Here is a 16,220-nt window from a genome sequence, read left to right on the forward strand (position 1 = left end):
CCCTCACGCCAGCAGCTCGGCGAGCCGCTGCCGGTCGAGCTTGCCGTTGTCGTTGTGCGGCAGCTCCTCCAGGCGCCGGATGCGGCGCGGCACCATGTGCAGCGGCACGTGCTGCCGCAGCCAGTGGCTGAACGCGTGCGCCCGCATCTCCTTGCCCAGGTAGGCGGCCAGCAGCCGCACTTCATCCTGGACCGTGACGACCACCACGGCCGCCTCGGTCACCTCGGGGTGGCGCCGCATCGCGGCCTCCACCTCGCCCAGCTCCACCCGGTGCCCCATGATCTTGACCTGGTTGTCCAGCCGGCCGCGGTGCACCAGCAGGCCGTCCTCGCGGCGCACCCGGTCGCCGGTCCGGTACCAGTGGTCGCGGGCGAGCGGCCCGGTGCCGTCGTACGGGACGGCGGGCGTGCCGGGCTCGTACCGGACGAAGCGCCCGGCGTTGTCGGCCGGGTCCAGGTAGCCGTCGAAGCGCTGGGCGCCGCGCACGCACAGCTCGCCGTCGTCGCAGGGCTGTCCCGCCTCGTCCAGGAGGACCGCCTCCATGTGCGGGTACGGCCGGCCGATGGGCACCGTGCCGTTGGCGCTGCCCGCCGCGGTGGCCCCGCCGTCGGCGAGTTCGTGGTCGGTGCAGGTGATGGTCAGTTCGGTCGGCCCGTACAGGTTGTGGATACGGCTGCCGGGCGCGACCTCGTGCCAGCGCGCGGTCAACTGCGCGGTGACCGGCTCCGCGCTGAAGCAACTGTGGCGCAGCGTGGTGACGCGGCCGAGCGGCAGGTTGCCGTACCGCTCGGCAGTGGTGACCAGCGACGGTACGGAGAACCAGTGGGTGAGGCGGCGGCGCACCACGTAGTCCACGGGCCGGTACAGCTCGTCCTTGTCCGGGACGACGACGGTGGCGCCGGAGCCCCACGCGACGAACAGGTCGTACACGGACGGGTCGAAGGTCAGGCCGAAGGTCTGCGACATCCGGCAGCCGGGGCCCGCCTCGTAGCGGGCGATGTTGTACGCCACGTACGGGGAGACGTTGCGGTGGCGGACCGGCACGCCCTTGGGGCGGCCGGTGGAGCCGGAGGTGAACAGCAGGTACGCCTCGGCCTCCGGGTCGCCGGGATGGGCGGGCAGGGGGTCGGCGGGCTGCTCCGGGAAGTAGCCGTCGTCGTCCGGTACGACGGTCACCACCGGCCGGAAGTCCGCGGGGAGCTCGGCGAACGTGTCGCGGTGCTCCTTGCCGACCAGGACGGCGCCGACCCCGGCGCGGCGCGCGATGTCGACGTTGCGGGGCAGCGGATGGTCGGCGTTGAGGGGGACGGCGGAGGAGCCGAGGCGCTGTACGGCCAGGTACGCCACGTACGCAGGCACCGTCCGGGTGGCGACCAGCGCGATCCGGGACGGCGGACGGGCAGGGCCGTCGCCCGTGGGCTGCTCGTCGAGGATGCGGGCCGCCAGGTCCAGCACCCGGCGGTGCAGTTCGCCATAGGTCAGGGTCTGCTCGCCCACTTCGAGGGCCGGGGCGTCCGGCCACCGGCGGGCCGAGTCGGCGAACCACTGGTAGAGGGTGCGGTCTTCCAAGGCGGGCTCCTGGCGTACGGGGTCCTCGGTGGGCGGGACGGGGGTGGTGCCGACGGCGGACGGAAGGTTCACGAGGCGGCCTCCGCCGGTGCGTCCGGGGCCCCGGCGCGCCGCTCCTGCACCGTCCCCATCCGGACGACCGGGCGGGCGACCACCGCGAACAGCAGCAGCACCACGACTCCGGCGGCCGTGTACGGGACGTTGACCTCGACCGCCTTGGCGAGCGCGCCGCCCGCCAGCGCGCCCAGCGGGATGGTGCCGGTGCCCACCAGCCGGTAGACGCCGTTGAGCCGGCCGAGCTGGTCGGGCGGGGTGGTGGCCTGGCGGAAGGAGACGGTGAGCGCCTGGTAGACGGCGGCGCCGAGCGCCATCAGGGCGAAGCCCGCGGCCGCGACGACCGTGTGGTGCACCAGGCCGGTCAGCAGCATCGCGAGGCCCATCAGGACCATGCCGCCGAGCGCCGCCGGGAAGGTGCCGAACCGGTCGGCCAGCCGCGCGTTGAGCAGTCCGCCGACGATGCCGCCGAGCGCGCCGACGGCCAGGAACACGCCGAAGGCGGCTTCCGGGAGGCCGAGCCAGCGCACGACGTAGAGGACTTCGAGGGTGCCGGTGACGGCCATGCAGAAGTTCAGCGCGCCGAGCATGCCCGCCAGGGTGGCCAGCAGCCGGTCGGTGCGCAGCAGGCGGACGCCGTCCAGGATCATGGTGCGCCAGCGCGGCGCCGCGCCCGGCTCGGCGGGCCCGGCGGACGGTCCGGGCGAACGCGGGAGGGTGGCCAGCAGGGCCACGCCGAACAGGAACGACACCCCGTCGATGAGGAACGGCAGGCCCGCCCCGGCGACGAAGGCGAGGCTGCCGAGCGGCTGTCCGGCGGAGTCGCGGAAGATCAACTGGGCGACGTGCAGCCGCCCGTTGGCGGCGGCGAGCCGGGAGGTGTCCACCACCATCGGCAGGTACGACTGGGACGCCACGATGTGCACGGTCTCGCCCAGCCCGAGCACCGCCGCCACCGCGCAGACCACCGGCAGGCTCACCACGCCGGTGACCACCGTCAGCGTGAGGACCAGGACGGCGGCCGCGCGCATCAGGTCGACGCCGATGAGCAGCGCCCGCCGGTCGGCCAGGTCGGCCCAGACGCCGGCCAGCGGCGACAGCAGCAGCGGCAGCCAGTTGGCCACCGTCACCAGGGAGATCAGCAGCGGGTCGGTGGTGAGCGAGAGGGCGAGCAGCGGCAGGGCGGTCAGCCGTACGCCGTCGCCCAGCGCGGAGACCGCGGTGGAGGCCCACAGCCGTCCGAAGGCGCCCCGGCCGGGACCCGCCGCGGCCCCGCCCGTCATGCCCACGGTTTCCCGGTGCCGTCGCCCGACCACAGGACGGGGCCGGTCACGGTCAGGGTCGTCGGCGCGGTCTGCCGCTGCGGGACCAGGTGCAGGCGCTGGACGTCCGCCGGGGCGTCGGCAGCCGCCTCCCGGCCGTCCTCCTGGCACGCGCACGGCTTCGAGTCGAAGCCCGCGAACCGGTACGCGACCTCCATGATCCGGTTGCGGTCGGTGCGCCGGAAGTCGGCCTCCAGGTGCACTCCGGCCCGGGCGGCCTGGTCGGCGGTCCAGCGCAGCAACTGCGTGCCGATGCCGAAGTTGACCACCCGGCAGGAGGTGGCGAGCAGCTTCAGGCGCCAGCGGCCCGGCTGCCGCTCCAGCAGAGCCACTCCGACCGCGCCGTGCGAACCGAAGCGGTCCTCGACGGTGGTGATCAGCACCTCGTGGTCCGGGTCGGTGAGCAGGGCGCGCAGGTCGGCGTCGGAGTAGTGCACACCGGTCGCGTTCATCTGGCTCGTGCGCAGGGTCAGTTCCTCGACGCGCGCGAGGTCGTCCTCGTCGGCGCGGGCGATGCGCATCCGCATGTCCAGGGTGCGCAGGAAGTCCTCGTCCGGGCCGTTGAACTCGCTCTGGGCGGCCTCGCGCCGGAACTTCTCCTGGTACATGGCCCGGCGGCGGCGTGCGTCGCTCGTGACGGTGGGCGTGAAGTCGGGCAGGTCCGGCAGTCCGGCCGCCTCGGGCGCGTCGTAGCAGCGCACGTCCGGCAGGTGGTAGGCGACCTCGGCGCGTTCGGTGTGCTGGTCGTCGATGAACGCGAGGGTGTTCTGCGCGAAGTTCAGCTCTTCGGCGACGGCGCGTACGGCGTCGGACTTGCGGCCCCAGCCGATGTGCGGCAGGACGAAGTAGCCGGCGACGCCGAGGCTTTCCAGCTTCGCCCAGGCGTCGTCGTACTCGTTGCGGCTGGCCACCGACTGGAGGATGCCGCGCTCGTCCAGGGCCTTGAGCGTCTCCAGGACGCCGGGCCGCAGGACGAGTTCGTCGTGCTCCAGCAGGGTCCCCTGCCACAGGGTGTTGTCCAGGTCCCAGACCAGGCACTTCACCGCCGGACGTACGGCTGTCTCCGCCGCGTCCGTGGGGGTGCCGGTCTCCGCCGTCTCGGTGGCCGCCATGCCGGTCATACCTCCCAGAGGGTCACGGCCCAGGCCGCGACGGGGCTGTTGTTCAGGACGAGGACGAGGTCGCCGGGGGCCAGTTCGCCGCGGGCCAGCAGCCGGTCCAGGTTGAGCACCACGTCCATGGCGCCGGTGTGGCCGTACGCCTGCAGGTTCTCGCCGCAGACCGGGTGGACGGGCAGGCCGAGCAGGGTCTCGTAGAACTGGAAGGCCGGGGCGGTGACGTTCTGCATGAGGGTGGCGGCGATCCGCCGCCGCTCCACGCCCGCGTCGTCCAGCACCTGCCCGACCAGGCGCTTGAGGTGCTGCTGGCTGTGCAGGGCCAGTTCGAAGCGGTAGCGGTCGGCGGAGCTGACCTCCTCGCGCCACTCGTACCAGGGGGCGTTGCGGTAGTCGACCTGGAGGAGGTCGTGGAACCGGCCGTCGGTGTGCTGGCGGTGGGCGCGCAGTACGGGGCGGCCGCCGCGCACCAGGGTCATGGCGAAGGCGCCGTCGCCGACGACGGTGACCGGGTGGCGCACCCGGTCCAGGGCGACCGGACGGCTGGCGTGCGTGATCATCACGGACTGCCGGTCCGGGTCGGCGACGAGGAGGTCCCTGGCCAGGGCCCAGGCCGCGCTGGAGCCCGTACAGCCCAGGCCGTCCAGGACGAAGGAGAACGGCGGGGTGAGCCCGGCCTCGTGCGCGACGTGGCCGGAGCCGGAGCCGAGCAGCACCTCGGGGGCGCGGGCGCCGACGACCACCAGGACGTCGGGGTCCGGGGCGGCCGGGTCCTCGGCGCGCAGTTCGCGTACGGCCTGGGCGGCGAGTCCGGCGGCCGTCGCCCCGTCGTCGAAGCGGCCGACCGTACGGATACCGCAGTCCCGCGCGAACTCCGCTTCCTCACGCGGGAGTTGCCCGACCTCGTCCAGCTTCTCGACGGGCACCAGCTCGTCGGGCAGGAGGCAGTGCACCGCCCCCACCCCGATGGCCGTGTCCGCGCCGCTGCCCGTGTCCGTCGTCGTCATCCCCGGCCCGTCCGTACGTGGTCCGCGAGGAGCAACTGGCTGATCTCCGTGCTGCCCTCGATGATCTCCATGAGCTTGGCGTCGCGGTAGGCCCGCGCCACCGGGTGGCCGTCGCGCGCCCCACGTGAGGCCAGCACCTGGACGGCCGTGGCGGCGCCCTTGGTGGCTTCCCGGGAGGCGACGTACTTGGCGACGACGGCCTGGGTGCCCAGCTCCGGCCGGTTCTCGTCCCAGCAGGCGCTGGCGTGCTCGCAGCACCGGAGGGCGACCTGCTCGGCGACGGCCAGTTCGGCCAGGTGCCGGGCGACGAGCTGGTGGTCGGCGAGCGGCTTGCCGAACTGTTCCCGGGTGCGGGTGTGCGCCGCCGTGCTGTCCAGGCACGCGCGCAGGATGCCCGCGCAGCCCCAGGCGACCGAGAGCCGCCCGTAGGTGAGCGCGGCGGTGGCGAGCAGGGCGACCGGCAGGCCGGCGCCGGACAGCAGGTGGTCCGCCGGTACGCGGACGCCGTCGAGGCGCACGTCGGCGTGGCCGGCGGCCCTGCAGCCCATCGGGTCCGGCACCCGCTCGATCCGTACGCCCGGGGCGTCGGCGGGCACCACGACGACGGCGGCCCCGTCCCCGTACGTCCCGAAGACCACCAGCAGACTCGCGTAGGCGGCGCCGGTCACCCAGACCTTCCGGCCGGTGACGTGCACGGTGTCGCCGTCCCGGCGGATCTCCGTGCGCATCGCCGACAGGTCGCTGCCCGCGCCGCTCTCGGAGAACGCGACACCGGCCGTCTCTCCCCCGGTGAGCCGGGGCAGGAACCTGCCGCGCTGGACCGCGGTGCCGAAGCGCTGCACGGTCCAGGCGGCCATGCCCTGCGAGGTCATCAGGGACCGCAGGGAGCCGCACAGGGAACCGGCGTACGCGGTCAGTTCGCCGTTGGCCCGGCTGTCCAGGCCCAGGCCGCCGTGTTCCGCGGCGACCTGGGCGCACAGCAGGCCGCGCCGGGACGCCTCCCGTACGGTCTCCCCGGGAATCCGGCCGGCCAGGTCCCACTCCTCGGCGCGGTCACCGACCAGTGCGCCGAGCGCGGTGGCGGGGTCCGCGGTCGCCTGTGCCGTCACTGCCCCGCCGCTCCTTCGCCGCGCAGCCGCTGGACCAGCGCGGTGATGGCCGGCACGGTACGGAAGTTGTCCAGGGACAGGTCGTCGCCCTCGACGGTGACCTGGAACTCCTGCTCGACGTACTGGAGCAGTTCCAGCGAGAACAGCGAGGAGAACGCCCCGGAGGCGAACAGGTCCTGGTCCACGTCCCAGTCGCCGCCGGTACGGGTGCCGAGGAACGCCACCAGGCGCTGCTGGACGTCCCCGGCGCCGGGTCCGGTCGCCGCGTCGGCCTGGTTGTCGACGGTGGTCATGCGCGCGTTCCTCCGTAGGAATAGAAGCCGTGGCCGGTCTTGCGGCCGAAGTCGCCGGCCCGCACCTTGTCCAGGAGCAGGTCGCAGGCGAGGTATCCGTCGTCGCCGGTGCGGTCGTGCAGCACCTTGAGGGTGTCGACGATGTTGTCCAGGCCGATCAGGTCCGCGGTGGCCAGCGGCCCCGTACGGTGCCCGAAGCAGCCGGTGAAGACGCGGTCCACGTTCTCGGCGGGGGCGCGGCCCTCGGCGACCAGCCGGGCCGCGTCGTTGATCACCCGCATCAGGATGCGGTTGGAGACGAAGCCGGGGCCGTCGCCGACGACGATGGCCTCCCGGTCCAGGGCGGTCAGCAGCCGGTCCAGCGCCGCCATCGCCGCGTCGCCGGTACGCGGGCCGCGGATCACCTCGACCGCCCGGATGAGGTAGGGCGGGTTCATGAAGTGGGTGCCGACGACGTCCTCGGGGCGCTGGGTGTAGCCCGCCAGCTCGTCGACGGGTACGGCCGAGGTGTTGGAGGCGATGAGGGTGCCGGGGCGGACCGCGGCCGAGATGGCGCCGAGCGCCTTGACCTTGGCGTCGGTGGTCTCGGTGACGGCCTCGATGACGGCCGCCGCGCCGTCCAGTTGCTCGTACGACGTGCTCAGCGTCAGCTCGCCGTCCGGTCCCTTGGGCAGCTTGCCCAGCAGCCGGGCGTGCCGGAGCTGCTGGCGCACATTGCCGCGGGCGCGCTCCAACTGTGCCTCGGACACGTCGATCAGCAGGACCGGGAGGCCGCGGCCCACGGCGAGCGTGGCCAGCGCGGTGCCCATGACCCCGGCGCCGACGACGGCCGGCCGGCCGTCGCCCCATCCCTCGTTCGTCGCCGTCCCGTCAGCGGTTTTGTCGGTGGTCCTGTCGGTGCTCACTGGGTCAGGCGCCTTCCGTCACATCGGTCAACAAGTCCGCGAAGGTGGGGTGTCCGGCGAGATGGCGCAGGGCTTGCAGGGCCCGTCCGCCGTCCAGCCGGGGGTCCAGGCCGCGCTCGCGCAGCCAGTCCCCCCACAGCCGGGCCTCCACGTCCACCCGCGGCGTGTCCAGGTCGTGGGTCTCGTACAGGGCCATGGTCGACAGCACCGGGTCGCCGGTCTCCAGCGCCCGCCGGCCGGCCAGCCGTGCCCACTCCGCGACCGGGACGGGCCGGGTCGGCGCGCCGAGCGCGCCCAGTTCGGCGAAGAGCGCGGCGAAGGTGGTGGCCTCCGCGCCGACCAGGTGGTAGGCGCGGCCCGCCGAGCCGGGCTCCCGGCCGAGCTGGACGACCGCGCGGGCCACCAGGTCGATGGGCGCCACCGGCAGCGGCATGTCGTCCGCCGGGTGGGCGCCGACGGCCAGGCACGCGGCCACCAGCCGCCAGAGCATGTCCAGGTCGTTGCAGGCGCCGGTGGTGGTGTCGCCGCCGATCAGGCCGGGGCGGAAGACCCGTACCCGCATCCCGTCCCGTTCGGCCTTGTCCAGGAGGCGTTCGCTGACCCACTTGGAGATCCCGTAGCCGCCGGCCTCCGGGTCCAGGGGCTGCTCCCGGCGCTCCAGCAGCCGGCCTTCGGAGCCGAGGGCCTGGCCGCAGGCGGCGAGGGTGGAGATGTAGCTGATGTCGGTGATGCCGTGGCGGCGCATCCAGCCGAGGAGGTGGTACGTGGCCAGGGTGTTGGCCGGGCGCAGCACCTCGTACGGCTCGGTGAAGACGACGTGCGCGCCGCAGTGCACGACGTGGCCGGTGCGGCGGGCCAGTTCGCCGTCGCGGTAGGTCTCGCACACCTCGGCGACGTCCCGCAGGTCGCCGGGGACGACGTGGACCCGCTCCGGGTCGGGCTCGGGGAGCCGGAAGCGGGCGGCGGCCTCGCGCAGGCGCCGGCGGCCGTGGTCCTCGTCGTCGGCGCGGACCAGGCAGTAGACGCGGCTGTCGCGGTGGCCGGGGTCCTGGAGGAGTTCGTGCAGCAGGAAGGCGCCGACGAAGCCGGTGGCGCCGGTGAGCAGGACGTCCGTGCCGGGCGGGGCGGTGCGCGGGGCGAGGGGCGGGAGTTCGAGGGCCAGGTCGGCGTCGATGAGGGCGGCGTCTGCCGTCCCGGTGGGCTCGCCGTCCGTACGGTCCGACGCGCCGCGGATCGCCTCGGCGACGCGGGCGACGGTGGCCTGGCTGCCGCCGGTGCGGTGCAGGTTGAGGAGGATGCCGTACCGCTCCTGCACCTCCAGGGTCATCCGCAGGCCGAGCAGGGACGTGCCGCCGAGGGCGCCGAAGGTGTCGTGCGGGCCGATGCCTCCGGTGCCGAACAGCTCCTCCCAGAGGGCGACCAGTTCGCCTTCCAGACCGGCGGGCCGGCCGGCGGGCGCGCTCGGCCGGGCGGGTTCTTGGCGGGCGGCGCCCGGCACGTCGAACACCGAGTCGTCCAGCGCCGAGCAGCGCCGCCGGGTGTACGGGTACGTGGGCAGCGTGACGCGGCGGCCGGTGCCGTCGTCGAGCGCGCGGGCGTCCACCGGGACGCCGTGCAGCCAGGCGTCCGCGAGCGCGGCGGCGATGTGGTCGCCGGTGTCGGCGCCGTCCGCTGCCGGGATCACGTACCGGCCGGGTCCGCTCTCGCCCTCGCCCTCGCCGACGACGATCAGGTAGGCGTCGGCGGGCAGCGCGTCGGGCACGCCGGTGTGCTGCTCGGTACGGCCGCCCAGGGCCGCCAGCAGCGTGGTGCGTATCGCCTCCGCCTGCTCACCGGACGCCGTGACGGCCAGGACGGGGCGGCGCGTTCCGGCGCGGACCGTGCGGGCGGCGGGCGGGCGGGGCAGGCGCAGGGCGGCGGCCAGCCGGTCGGGGGCCGCCGTGACGACCCGGCGCTCGGCGAAGTCCTGCCGTCCGAGGCGCAGGGTGTGGGCGATGTCCCCGGGCGCGGCCCGGTCCTGGTCGATCTCGTCGGCCAGGTCGCGGGAGAGCGCGTCCAGTTCGGTACGGGTCCGGGCGGAGAGCTGGAGCCGTACGACGGGCCGGGCGGGCGCGGCGGGGCGCACCGGCTCCGGCGGCGGGGCGAGGACGACGGAGGCGTTGGCGCCGCCCAGGCCCATCGAGTTCACCAGCACCCGGCGGCCGGCGTCGGTGCACCGTTCCAGCTCGGTGGGGACGCGGAAGGGGCTGTCGGCGAGGACGCCGGGGTCGCGGGCGTGCTCGAACATCGGGTGCGGCGCCAGGTTGCCGGTGCGGACGACGTGGACCGCCTTGATCAGTCCGGCGATGCCGGCGGCCGACCCGGCGTGCCCGATGTTCGCCTTGACCGTGCCGAGCGCGCAGTGGTTGCGGTCGGACGGGCGGGCGCCCGCCGCGCGCAGCCCGTCGATGAGGCCGCGCAGTTCGACCTGGTCGCCCAGGGGCGTGCCGGAGCCGTGCGCCTCGGCGTAGCGCAGGTCCGCCGGGTCGGTGCCGGCCACCGTGAGCGCGGCGGCGACGACCGAGGCCAGGCCGTCCGGGCTGGGCGCGGTGAAGCCGGGCCGGCGGGCGCCGTCGTTGCCGACCGCGCTGCCGCCGATCACGGCGAGCACCGGGTCGCCGTCGGCGAGCGCGTCGGCCAGGCGGCGCAGCACGACGACGCCGATGCCGGAGCCCGCGCCCGTACCGGTGGAGCGGATGTCGAAGGCGCGGCAGAAGCCGTCCTCGGAGAGCACGCCTCCGGGTTGGTACCGGTAGCCGACGGACGGGTACGAGAGTCCGCTGCCGCCCGCCAGGGCGATGTCGCACTCCTCCGACAGCAGGCTCAGGACCGCGTAGTGCACGGCGGTCAGCGAGGAGGAGCAGGCGGTCTGCACGGCCAGGGACGGGCCGCGCAGGCCGAGCTTGTAGGAGACCCGGGGGGCCATGAAGTCGATGCCGCCGCCCAGTTGGGTGGCCAGGTCGTCGAAGGCGGCGGGGCCTTCCGTACGGGCGCGGGCGTACTGGAGCAGCGTGTTGTACGTACTGTTGCTCGCCCCGGCGAACACGCCGACCTGCGGCCCGTGCTCGCCGTTCGGCAGGTGCCCGGCCCGCTCCAGGCCGTCCCGGCACGCCTCCAGGAAGAGGCGCTGCTGCGGGTCGATCAGCTCGGCCTCGACGGGGGTGAGGCCGAAGAACTCGGCGGCGAACAGCTCCGGGTCCGCGATCCAGCCGGACCGGGTCACGAAGCCCGGCGCGGCGGCCGTCTCCGGGGACACACCGCAGCGGCGCAGATCCTCGGCGGGGATGTCGCGGAGCGAGACCACGCCCTTGTCGAGGTTGCTCCAGAACTCCTCCGGGGTGACGGCCTCCGGGAACCGGCAGCCGACGCCCACCACCGCTACGGCGGTCTCGCTGTTCATCGCGCGGCGGACCCTTCGGGCTGCTGCGGGCCGCTGTCCGCGCGCCCGCGCCGGGCGCTGCCGAGCAGCCGCCCGCGTCCGGCAGCGGCGGCGGCCGGGGCCGGCGCCTCGGGCTCGTACGACGGGTCCAGCAGCCGGGCCTGGGCGCGCACCGTGTCGTGCCGGAACAGCTCGGCGACCTCCAGCTCGCGACCCGTCCGGTCGGACAGCTCGTCGCTGAGCATCACCAGCAGCATCGAGTTGCCGCCCGCTTCGAAGAAGCCGGTGTCCAGGGGCACCTCGTCGGTGCCCAGGACGTCCTGCCACGCCTGGCGGACGAGCTGGAGCGGGTCCGCGGGTATGGACGCGGTGTCTTCGGGGTTTGCCACGGGGGCCTCCGGGAGGGTTTCGGTGTCAGACACGCCGCGCGGCCGCGGTGTCGAAGAAGTCGCGGGACCGGGCCATCGCCCGGCCGACCTTGTCGTAGGCGTTCTCCGGGTCGGCGAACGGGCCGACCTCGACGCCGACCCAGGCGGCGTCGACGGCGAGCAGTTGGTCGGTGAAGGCGGCCATGTCCGCGACGCCCTCGCCCGGCACCAGGTGCTCGTGGTACGTGCCGTTGGAGTCGGAGTAGTCGACGCTGTTGACCCGGCCGGGCAGCCGGCCCACCTCGGAGGCGGCCACGCCCGCGACGACGAGGTGGGAGACGTCGACATTGGCCTGGAGGGCCGGGGAGCCGACGTCGTCCAGCAGCCGTACGAGGTCGTCGACATCCGTGACCAGGGAGGTCTCCATCGGCTCGGGCTTGACGCTGAGCGCGATGCCGCGCGCCTCGGCGTAGTCGGCGAGCCGCCGCACCGAGGCGGCCAGCAACTGCCACTGCGCCTCCTCGGGCCACATGGCGCGCCAGAACCAGTCGCCGAGGAGCAGTTTCATGACCTCGCCGCCCAGTTCCCTGGTGAGGTCGACATGGGCTTCGGCGCGCTTGAGGTGGAATTCCCGCACGACGTCGCGGAAATCACTGAGTCCGAATGCGTGACAGGCCGTCAGGCTGATGGGCAGGCCCACCGCGTCGGCGTCGTCACGGAATTGCAGCAGCCGTTCCGGGGCGATTTCCATCGCCTCTTCGACGATGCAGATCCATTCGGCGCCCAGTTCGGCGGCGGCCCGCCACGCGTCCTTGCCCTGGTACGGGGAACCGTAGAACGCCTGGTCCACCAGCAGCCCCAGGCTGATTTGACTGGTCATGGATGGTTCCGCTCCTAGTCGGTGCGCGTCCCGCCCGCAGGCCGGGAGAGCTTCGGTCTTCTTCCGCGGAAAAGACCCGGCGCGAAATTCCGTTGTCCGCGAGGGTGGTCGGGCCGTGACGGGCGCAGCGTGCGGGTACGGGGCGGCATTCCCGCTCTCTGCCGGGCCGCACACCGGTGCGCGTGCCGGCCGCCGCCGTTCCGTGCAGGGCACGGTCCGCTCACGGGAGGGAAGGCTGTCGGTGATCCGGTCGGGAGGCCGGCCCGGGGCCCGCTACGAGGCGGTGGCCGCCGGACGGCGTGGTGGTGCGGTACGGCGGCCGGTCGCACACCGGATCGCGCCGTCGAAGCGGGCACCGGTACCCGGCCCCGCGTCCGCTCTCTCGTCGATTGCCATCATTCGCGCCCCCGTCGGCCAACGATCGTGACGACCTTGTTCCGGCCCTGTCGAACACCGGGATGCTAGCACGCGCCCCTGTGCGCACCGTATGACGAAATGTCGCCCGATGACGTCGCGTCCGATCACGTAGTCGCAGCTCAGAGGGGGTAGTTGGACGAAGCGCCCGAAAGCGGGAGCGGGTGGTCCGAACAGGCCGGACGGGCCGGGCGGACGGCGTGGACAGCGCGGCGGCGCGCGCCCGGCGGACACGGCGCGGAGGCCGTGCGTCCGCGCGCGGCACCGGCGCGTGGCAGCGGCAACGGGGGCCGGGCGTACGCCGGGTCGCGGACCGGGCGGCCGGTCGGGGGCCGGTCGGGCCTACGGCCGCGAGGCCGCCACGACGTCGCCGTGGAGCCGGGCGTCCGGTGCAGGGCGCACACCGCGGAAGGGGCGTCGTACAACGGCGTACAGGGCCCGGGCAGTTGACGGAGAACAAGGCGCCGGAATAGGCCCGGGAATGCGGCACGGTGATTTACCGCACCGGTCGGCCAGCCATGCCGCGGGGAAACGGAGCCCGGCAACCGAGCCCGACAGCGGAGTCCGACGGCGGGGTGCGTCCAGGAACTCCGGCCACGACCTCCGCCGCCACGGGGTGAGTTGCTACTGTGCGAATGCGGAGCGGCCGCCTGGGCGACTCCGGCCGAGGAGCCTAAGGAGCAGGTGAATCCATGCCCAGCCGCATCATGCTGAGCCCTGGGGACATAGCCACGCTGGACCTGACGGACCCGCGTACGCACGCCGAGTACGACCTGAGCGAGGTCTGGCGCCATCTGCGCCGGACGCAGCCGTTCTACTGGCACCCCTCCGTCGGCGGCGCGCCGGGGTTCTGGGTCGTTTCCCGGCACGCGGACGTCTCCGAAATCTACCGGGACGACAAGCGGTTCACGTCCGAGAAGGGGAATGTCCTCACCACGCTGCTGATGGGCGGGGATTCCGCCGCGGGCATGATGGCCGCGGTGACGGACGGGCCGCGGCACGCCGACATCCGCAAGATCCTGCTCAAGGCGTTCTCGCCGCGCGCGCTGGAAGGCGTGGTGGACCACATCCGGCAGTCCACCCGCGAACTGCTCCGCGACGCGGTGGCCCGCGAGGAGTGCGACTTCGCCAGGGACGTCGCGGCGGACATCCCGCTCACCGCGATCTGCGACCTGATGGGCGTGCCCGAGGCGGACCGCGCGAAGGTGCTCGAACTGACCGCGACGGCCCTCGGCAACGACGGCGCCGCCCAGTCGCCCGTCGCGGCCTGGCAGGCGCGCAACGACATCCTGGCGTACTTCGGCACGCTGGCCGAGGAGCGGCGCGGGAACCCGGGCGACGACGCGGTCAGCGTGCTGGCCACCGGCCTCATCGAGGGCCGGCCGCTGACCATGGACGAGATCGTGGTCAACTGCTACAGCCTGATCATCGGCGGTGACGAGACCAGCCGGATGTCGATGACCGGCGGGGTGCTCGCCCTCGTCGAACACCCGGCCCAGTGGCAGGCCCTGAAGAGCGGCGAGGCGGACATCGCCACCGCCGTCGACGAGATCCTGCGCTGGACGACGCCCGCGCTGCACTTCGGCCGGACGGCCCTGGAGGACGTCCCGGTCGGCGGGCAGGGGCAGGTGATCAGGGCCGGGGACGTCGTCACGCTGTGGAGCGACTCGGCCAACATGGACGAGGAGGTCTTCGACGCCCCGGAGCGGTTCCTGCTCGGCCGCACCCCCAACAAGCACCTGTCCTTCGGGTACGGCCCGCACTTCTGCCTCGGCGCCTACCTGGGCCGGGCGGAGATCGCCGCCATGCTGACCGGTCTGCGCGAGCTCGTCGCCTCGGTGGAACTGCGCGGCGACACCCGCCGCAACTACTCCAACCTGCTGAGCGGCATCACCAGCCTGCCGGTGACCCTGCGGCCGGAGTGAGTGCCGGGGGCGGAGCGCTTCCGCCTTTCCGGGGGCGGGAAGAAACGATTGCGCTGGCCGGTCCCTCGGCCTTTTCGGCCAAGCTCGGGCAGCACGGATAATCGATTATGGGAAATAATCGATTATCGAATCCTTACGCGCGCCGGGAGGGCGGAATTCCGCCCTCCCGGCGCGGGCCGGAGCAGCAAGCAAAGCCGGTGAAACGCGTGCAGCGGATGAAGCGCGTAAGGCGGGAGAAATGCGGCTCAGCCGTCGACGCGGACCGGCAGCGACTCGATCCCGTACACGATCGACAGCTTGCGGAACGCCAGCTCCTCCGGCCGCACCGCGAGCCGCATGGCGGGGAAGCGCCGCACCAGCGCGGGGTAGGCGGCGCGCAGCTCCATCTTGGCCAGCTCGGCGCCGACGCAGCGGTGGATGCCGTAGCCGAAGGCGAGGTGCGAGGGCACGTTGCGGGACGGGTCGAAGCGCTCCATGCCGGGGCCCAGCTTGCCGTCCCGGTCGGCGCCGCTCAGCGAGCACAGCACCACGTCGCCCTTGGCGATCTGCACACCGGCGATCTCCAGGTCCTCGCGCGCGAACCGGGGGAAGGCCACCTGTACGACGGTGAGGTAGCGCAGCAGCTCCTCCACGTAGCGGTCGGCCGCCTCGTCGCCGTCCTTGAGGGCCGCGAAGTGCGAGTCGTCCTGGAGGAGCACCAGGGCGCCCAGCGCGAGCATGCTCGCGGTCGTCTCGAAGCCGCCGGTCAGCACGCCGTCGGCCAGGCCCGCCAGCTCCTCGTCGCTGACCGAGTCGCCGTGCTCCTTGACGATCATGCCGAGCAGGCCGTCGCCCGGGTTCTGCCGCTGCTTCTTGACCACCTCACGGAAATACGAGAGGGATTCCGATATGGCGCCGAAGGAGGCGTTGGCGCCGCTGAAAAGGTCGAAGCGGGCGGCGCTGAGCCGCTCGAAGTCCGCGCGGTCCTCGTACGGAACTCCGAGGAGTTCGCAAATGACCAGCGAGGGAATGGGCAGGGCGAACATCTCGACCAGGTCGACCGGGTCGCCGGCGGCGCCGGCCTTCTCCATGGCGTCCAGCCGCTCCTCCACGATCTCGTGGATACGGGGCGTGAGCCGGTTGAGGCGGCGCATGGTGAATTCGGGGGTCAGCAGCCGGCGCAGCCGGGTGTGCACCGGCGGGTCGGCGAAACCGAGGCCGCCGGGGTTCTGGTCGGTGCTGGCGCCGGCCTGCCCGATGAGGTTGGTGAAGTCGGAGCTGAAGGCGTTGCCCTTGCCCAGGACGGCCTTGACCTCGTCGTAACCGGTGACCAGCCACACATTGGCGGCGATCGGCACCGGCAGCTTGCTGATGGGCTCCTTCTCCCGCACCGTCGCCAGCTCGCCCACCGGGTCCAGCCCGTTCCGCCGCAGCGGCATCAACACAGACTCGGGCAAGAAAGACATCCGAGACAGGTCGAAGCCCTTCTTTCGTGTCCGTGCCATATACATACGGCCGGCCCAGGCGATGATCCGGGAACGGAGAGTCGTCATGACGCTAATACTGCCTTTCGTCGAGGGGGACGGTCACCCGCCCTCGGCGGGCCCCGGTAAGGGCTGCCGAACGCCGGGACATCCGCTCGGCGTTCGCGGATGTGACGTGCGCCATGGACCGGTCGGCCGCATCCAGCGTGACGAGCTCAGCCTTGTACATATGTGTGCGCGTGGTCTTGAGGGCGAGTTTACAAACTGCCATTGCACGCAATCACGGAACAACCCCTGTTCGCCCCCTAGGGGCTTCCCCGGAGACGGCCGCGGCGCGGCCCGGTCCGCGCGAACCGGCCCTGCTCGCGGGCCAGTAGG

The 16,220-nt window shown here is 73.3% G+C and carries 12 protein-coding genes; 1 reads left to right on the forward strand and 11 read right to left on the reverse strand.

Features of this window, described 5'->3' with window-relative positions; genetic code table 11:
- Positions 1 to 3: 3 nt before the first annotated feature.
- Genes EJG53_RS12910 through EJG53_RS12955 form a run of 10 tightly spaced genes read right to left on the reverse strand, consistent with a single transcriptional unit; the run spans position 4 to position 12,040 of the window.
- Positions 4 to 1,641: an amino acid adenylation domain-containing protein gene (locus EJG53_RS12910; RefSeq protein WP_125044966.1), complete on the reverse strand. Its 1,638-nt coding sequence runs from the start codon at positions 1,639 to 1,641 to the stop codon at positions 4 to 6.
- On the reverse strand, positions 1,638 to 2,906 hold the full coding sequence (locus tag EJG53_RS12915) for an MFS transporter (protein ID WP_125044967.1): 1,269 nt from the start codon (positions 2,904 to 2,906) through the stop codon (positions 1,638 to 1,640). Before EJG53_RS12915 ends, EJG53_RS12910 begins: the two co-directional genes overlap by 4 nt.
- Complete coding sequence (locus EJG53_RS12920) at positions 2,903 to 4,066, reverse strand: HAD-IIIC family phosphatase (protein WP_125044968.1); 1,164 nt, start codon at positions 4,064 to 4,066, stop codon at positions 2,903 to 2,905. Before EJG53_RS12920 ends, EJG53_RS12915 begins: the two co-directional genes overlap by 4 nt.
- Positions 4,063 to 5,067, reverse strand: coding sequence for a 3-oxoacyl-[acyl-carrier-protein] synthase III C-terminal domain-containing protein (locus tag EJG53_RS12925; protein ID WP_125044969.1), 1,005 nt, complete (start codon positions 5,065 to 5,067; stop codon positions 4,063 to 4,065). Before EJG53_RS12925 ends, EJG53_RS12920 begins: the two co-directional genes overlap by 4 nt.
- Positions 5,064 to 6,176: an acyl-CoA dehydrogenase family protein gene (locus EJG53_RS12930; RefSeq protein WP_125044970.1), complete on the reverse strand. Its 1,113-nt coding sequence runs from the start codon at positions 6,174 to 6,176 to the stop codon at positions 5,064 to 5,066. The genes EJG53_RS12925 and EJG53_RS12930 overlap by 4 nt, the downstream gene beginning before the upstream one ends.
- Positions 6,173 to 6,469, reverse strand: coding sequence for an acyl carrier protein (locus tag EJG53_RS12935; protein WP_125044971.1), 297 nt, complete (start codon positions 6,467 to 6,469; stop codon positions 6,173 to 6,175). Before EJG53_RS12935 ends, EJG53_RS12930 begins: the two co-directional genes overlap by 4 nt.
- Positions 6,466 to 7,374, reverse strand: coding sequence for a 3-hydroxyacyl-CoA dehydrogenase family protein (locus tag EJG53_RS12940; protein WP_125044972.1), 909 nt, complete (start codon positions 7,372 to 7,374; stop codon positions 6,466 to 6,468). Before EJG53_RS12940 ends, EJG53_RS12935 begins: the two co-directional genes overlap by 4 nt.
- A gap of 4 nt (positions 7,375 to 7,378) precedes the next feature.
- Positions 7,379 to 10,813 carry a thioester reductase domain-containing protein gene (locus tag EJG53_RS12945; protein WP_125044973.1) on the reverse strand — a complete coding sequence of 1,145 codons (3,435 nt, stop codon included), beginning with the start codon at positions 10,811 to 10,813 and terminating at the stop codon, positions 7,379 to 7,381.
- Positions 10,810 to 11,181: an acyl carrier protein gene (locus tag EJG53_RS12950; protein ID WP_125044974.1), complete on the reverse strand. Its 372-nt coding sequence runs from the start codon at positions 11,179 to 11,181 to the stop codon at positions 10,810 to 10,812. The genes EJG53_RS12945 and EJG53_RS12950 overlap by 4 nt, the downstream gene beginning before the upstream one ends.
- Before the next feature lie 25 nt (positions 11,182 to 11,206).
- A complete protein-coding gene (locus EJG53_RS12955) occupies positions 11,207 to 12,040 on the reverse strand; it encodes a sugar phosphate isomerase/epimerase family protein (protein ID WP_125044975.1) in 834 nt (277 codons plus the stop codon).
- A gap of 1,106 nt (positions 12,041 to 13,146) precedes the next feature.
- On the opposite strand from EJG53_RS12955, the gene EJG53_RS12960 reads away from it, so the two are divergent.
- Positions 13,147 to 14,379: a cytochrome P450 gene (locus tag EJG53_RS12960; protein WP_125044976.1), complete on the forward strand. Its 1,233-nt coding sequence runs from the start codon at positions 13,147 to 13,149 to the stop codon at positions 14,377 to 14,379.
- A gap of 245 nt (positions 14,380 to 14,624) precedes the next feature.
- Here the strand turns inward: EJG53_RS12960 and EJG53_RS12965 are convergent, their stop codons facing one another.
- Complete coding sequence (locus tag EJG53_RS12965; protein WP_218041971.1) at positions 14,625 to 15,863, reverse strand: cytochrome P450; 1,239 nt, start codon at positions 15,861 to 15,863, stop codon at positions 14,625 to 14,627.
- Positions 15,864 to 16,220 lie beyond the last annotated feature (357 nt).

The sequence above is a fragment of the Streptomyces chrestomyceticus JCM 4735 genome (assembly GCF_003865135.1).
GTDB classification, from domain to species: domain Bacteria; phylum Actinomycetota; class Actinomycetes; order Streptomycetales; family Streptomycetaceae; genus Streptomyces; species Streptomyces chrestomyceticus.

What these genes read in the sequence shown, in the direction of transcription:
- EJG53_RS12935 (WP_125044971.1), bottom strand. Translation starts at nt 6,469, where the DNA reads ATGACCACCGTCGACAACCAGGCCGACGCGGCGACCGGACCCGGCGCC.
- EJG53_RS12925 (WP_125044969.1), bottom strand. Translation starts at nt 5,067, where the DNA reads ATGACGACGACGGACACGGGCAGCGGCGCGGACACGGCCATCGGGGTG.
- EJG53_RS12945 (WP_125044973.1), bottom strand. Translation starts at nt 10,813, where the DNA reads ATGAACAGCGAGACCGCCGTAGCGGTGGTGGGCGTCGGCTGCCGGTTC.
- EJG53_RS12920 (WP_125044968.1), bottom strand. Translation starts at nt 4,066, where the DNA reads ATGACCGGCATGGCGGCCACCGAGACGGCGGAGACCGGCACCCCCACG.
- EJG53_RS12960 (WP_125044976.1), top strand. Translation starts at nt 13,147, where the DNA reads ATGCCCAGCCGCATCATGCTGAGCCCTGGGGACATAGCCACGCTGGAC.
- EJG53_RS12915 (WP_125044967.1), bottom strand. Translation starts at nt 2,906, where the DNA reads ATGACGGGCGGGGCCGCGGCGGGTCCCGGCCGGGGCGCCTTCGGACGG.
- EJG53_RS12965 (WP_218041971.1), bottom strand. Translation starts at nt 15,863, where the DNA reads ATGGCACGGACACGAAAGAAGGGCTTCGACCTGTCTCGGATGTCTTTC.
- EJG53_RS12955 (WP_125044975.1), bottom strand. Translation starts at nt 12,040, where the DNA reads ATGACCAGTCAAATCAGCCTGGGGCTGCTGGTGGACCAGGCGTTCTAC.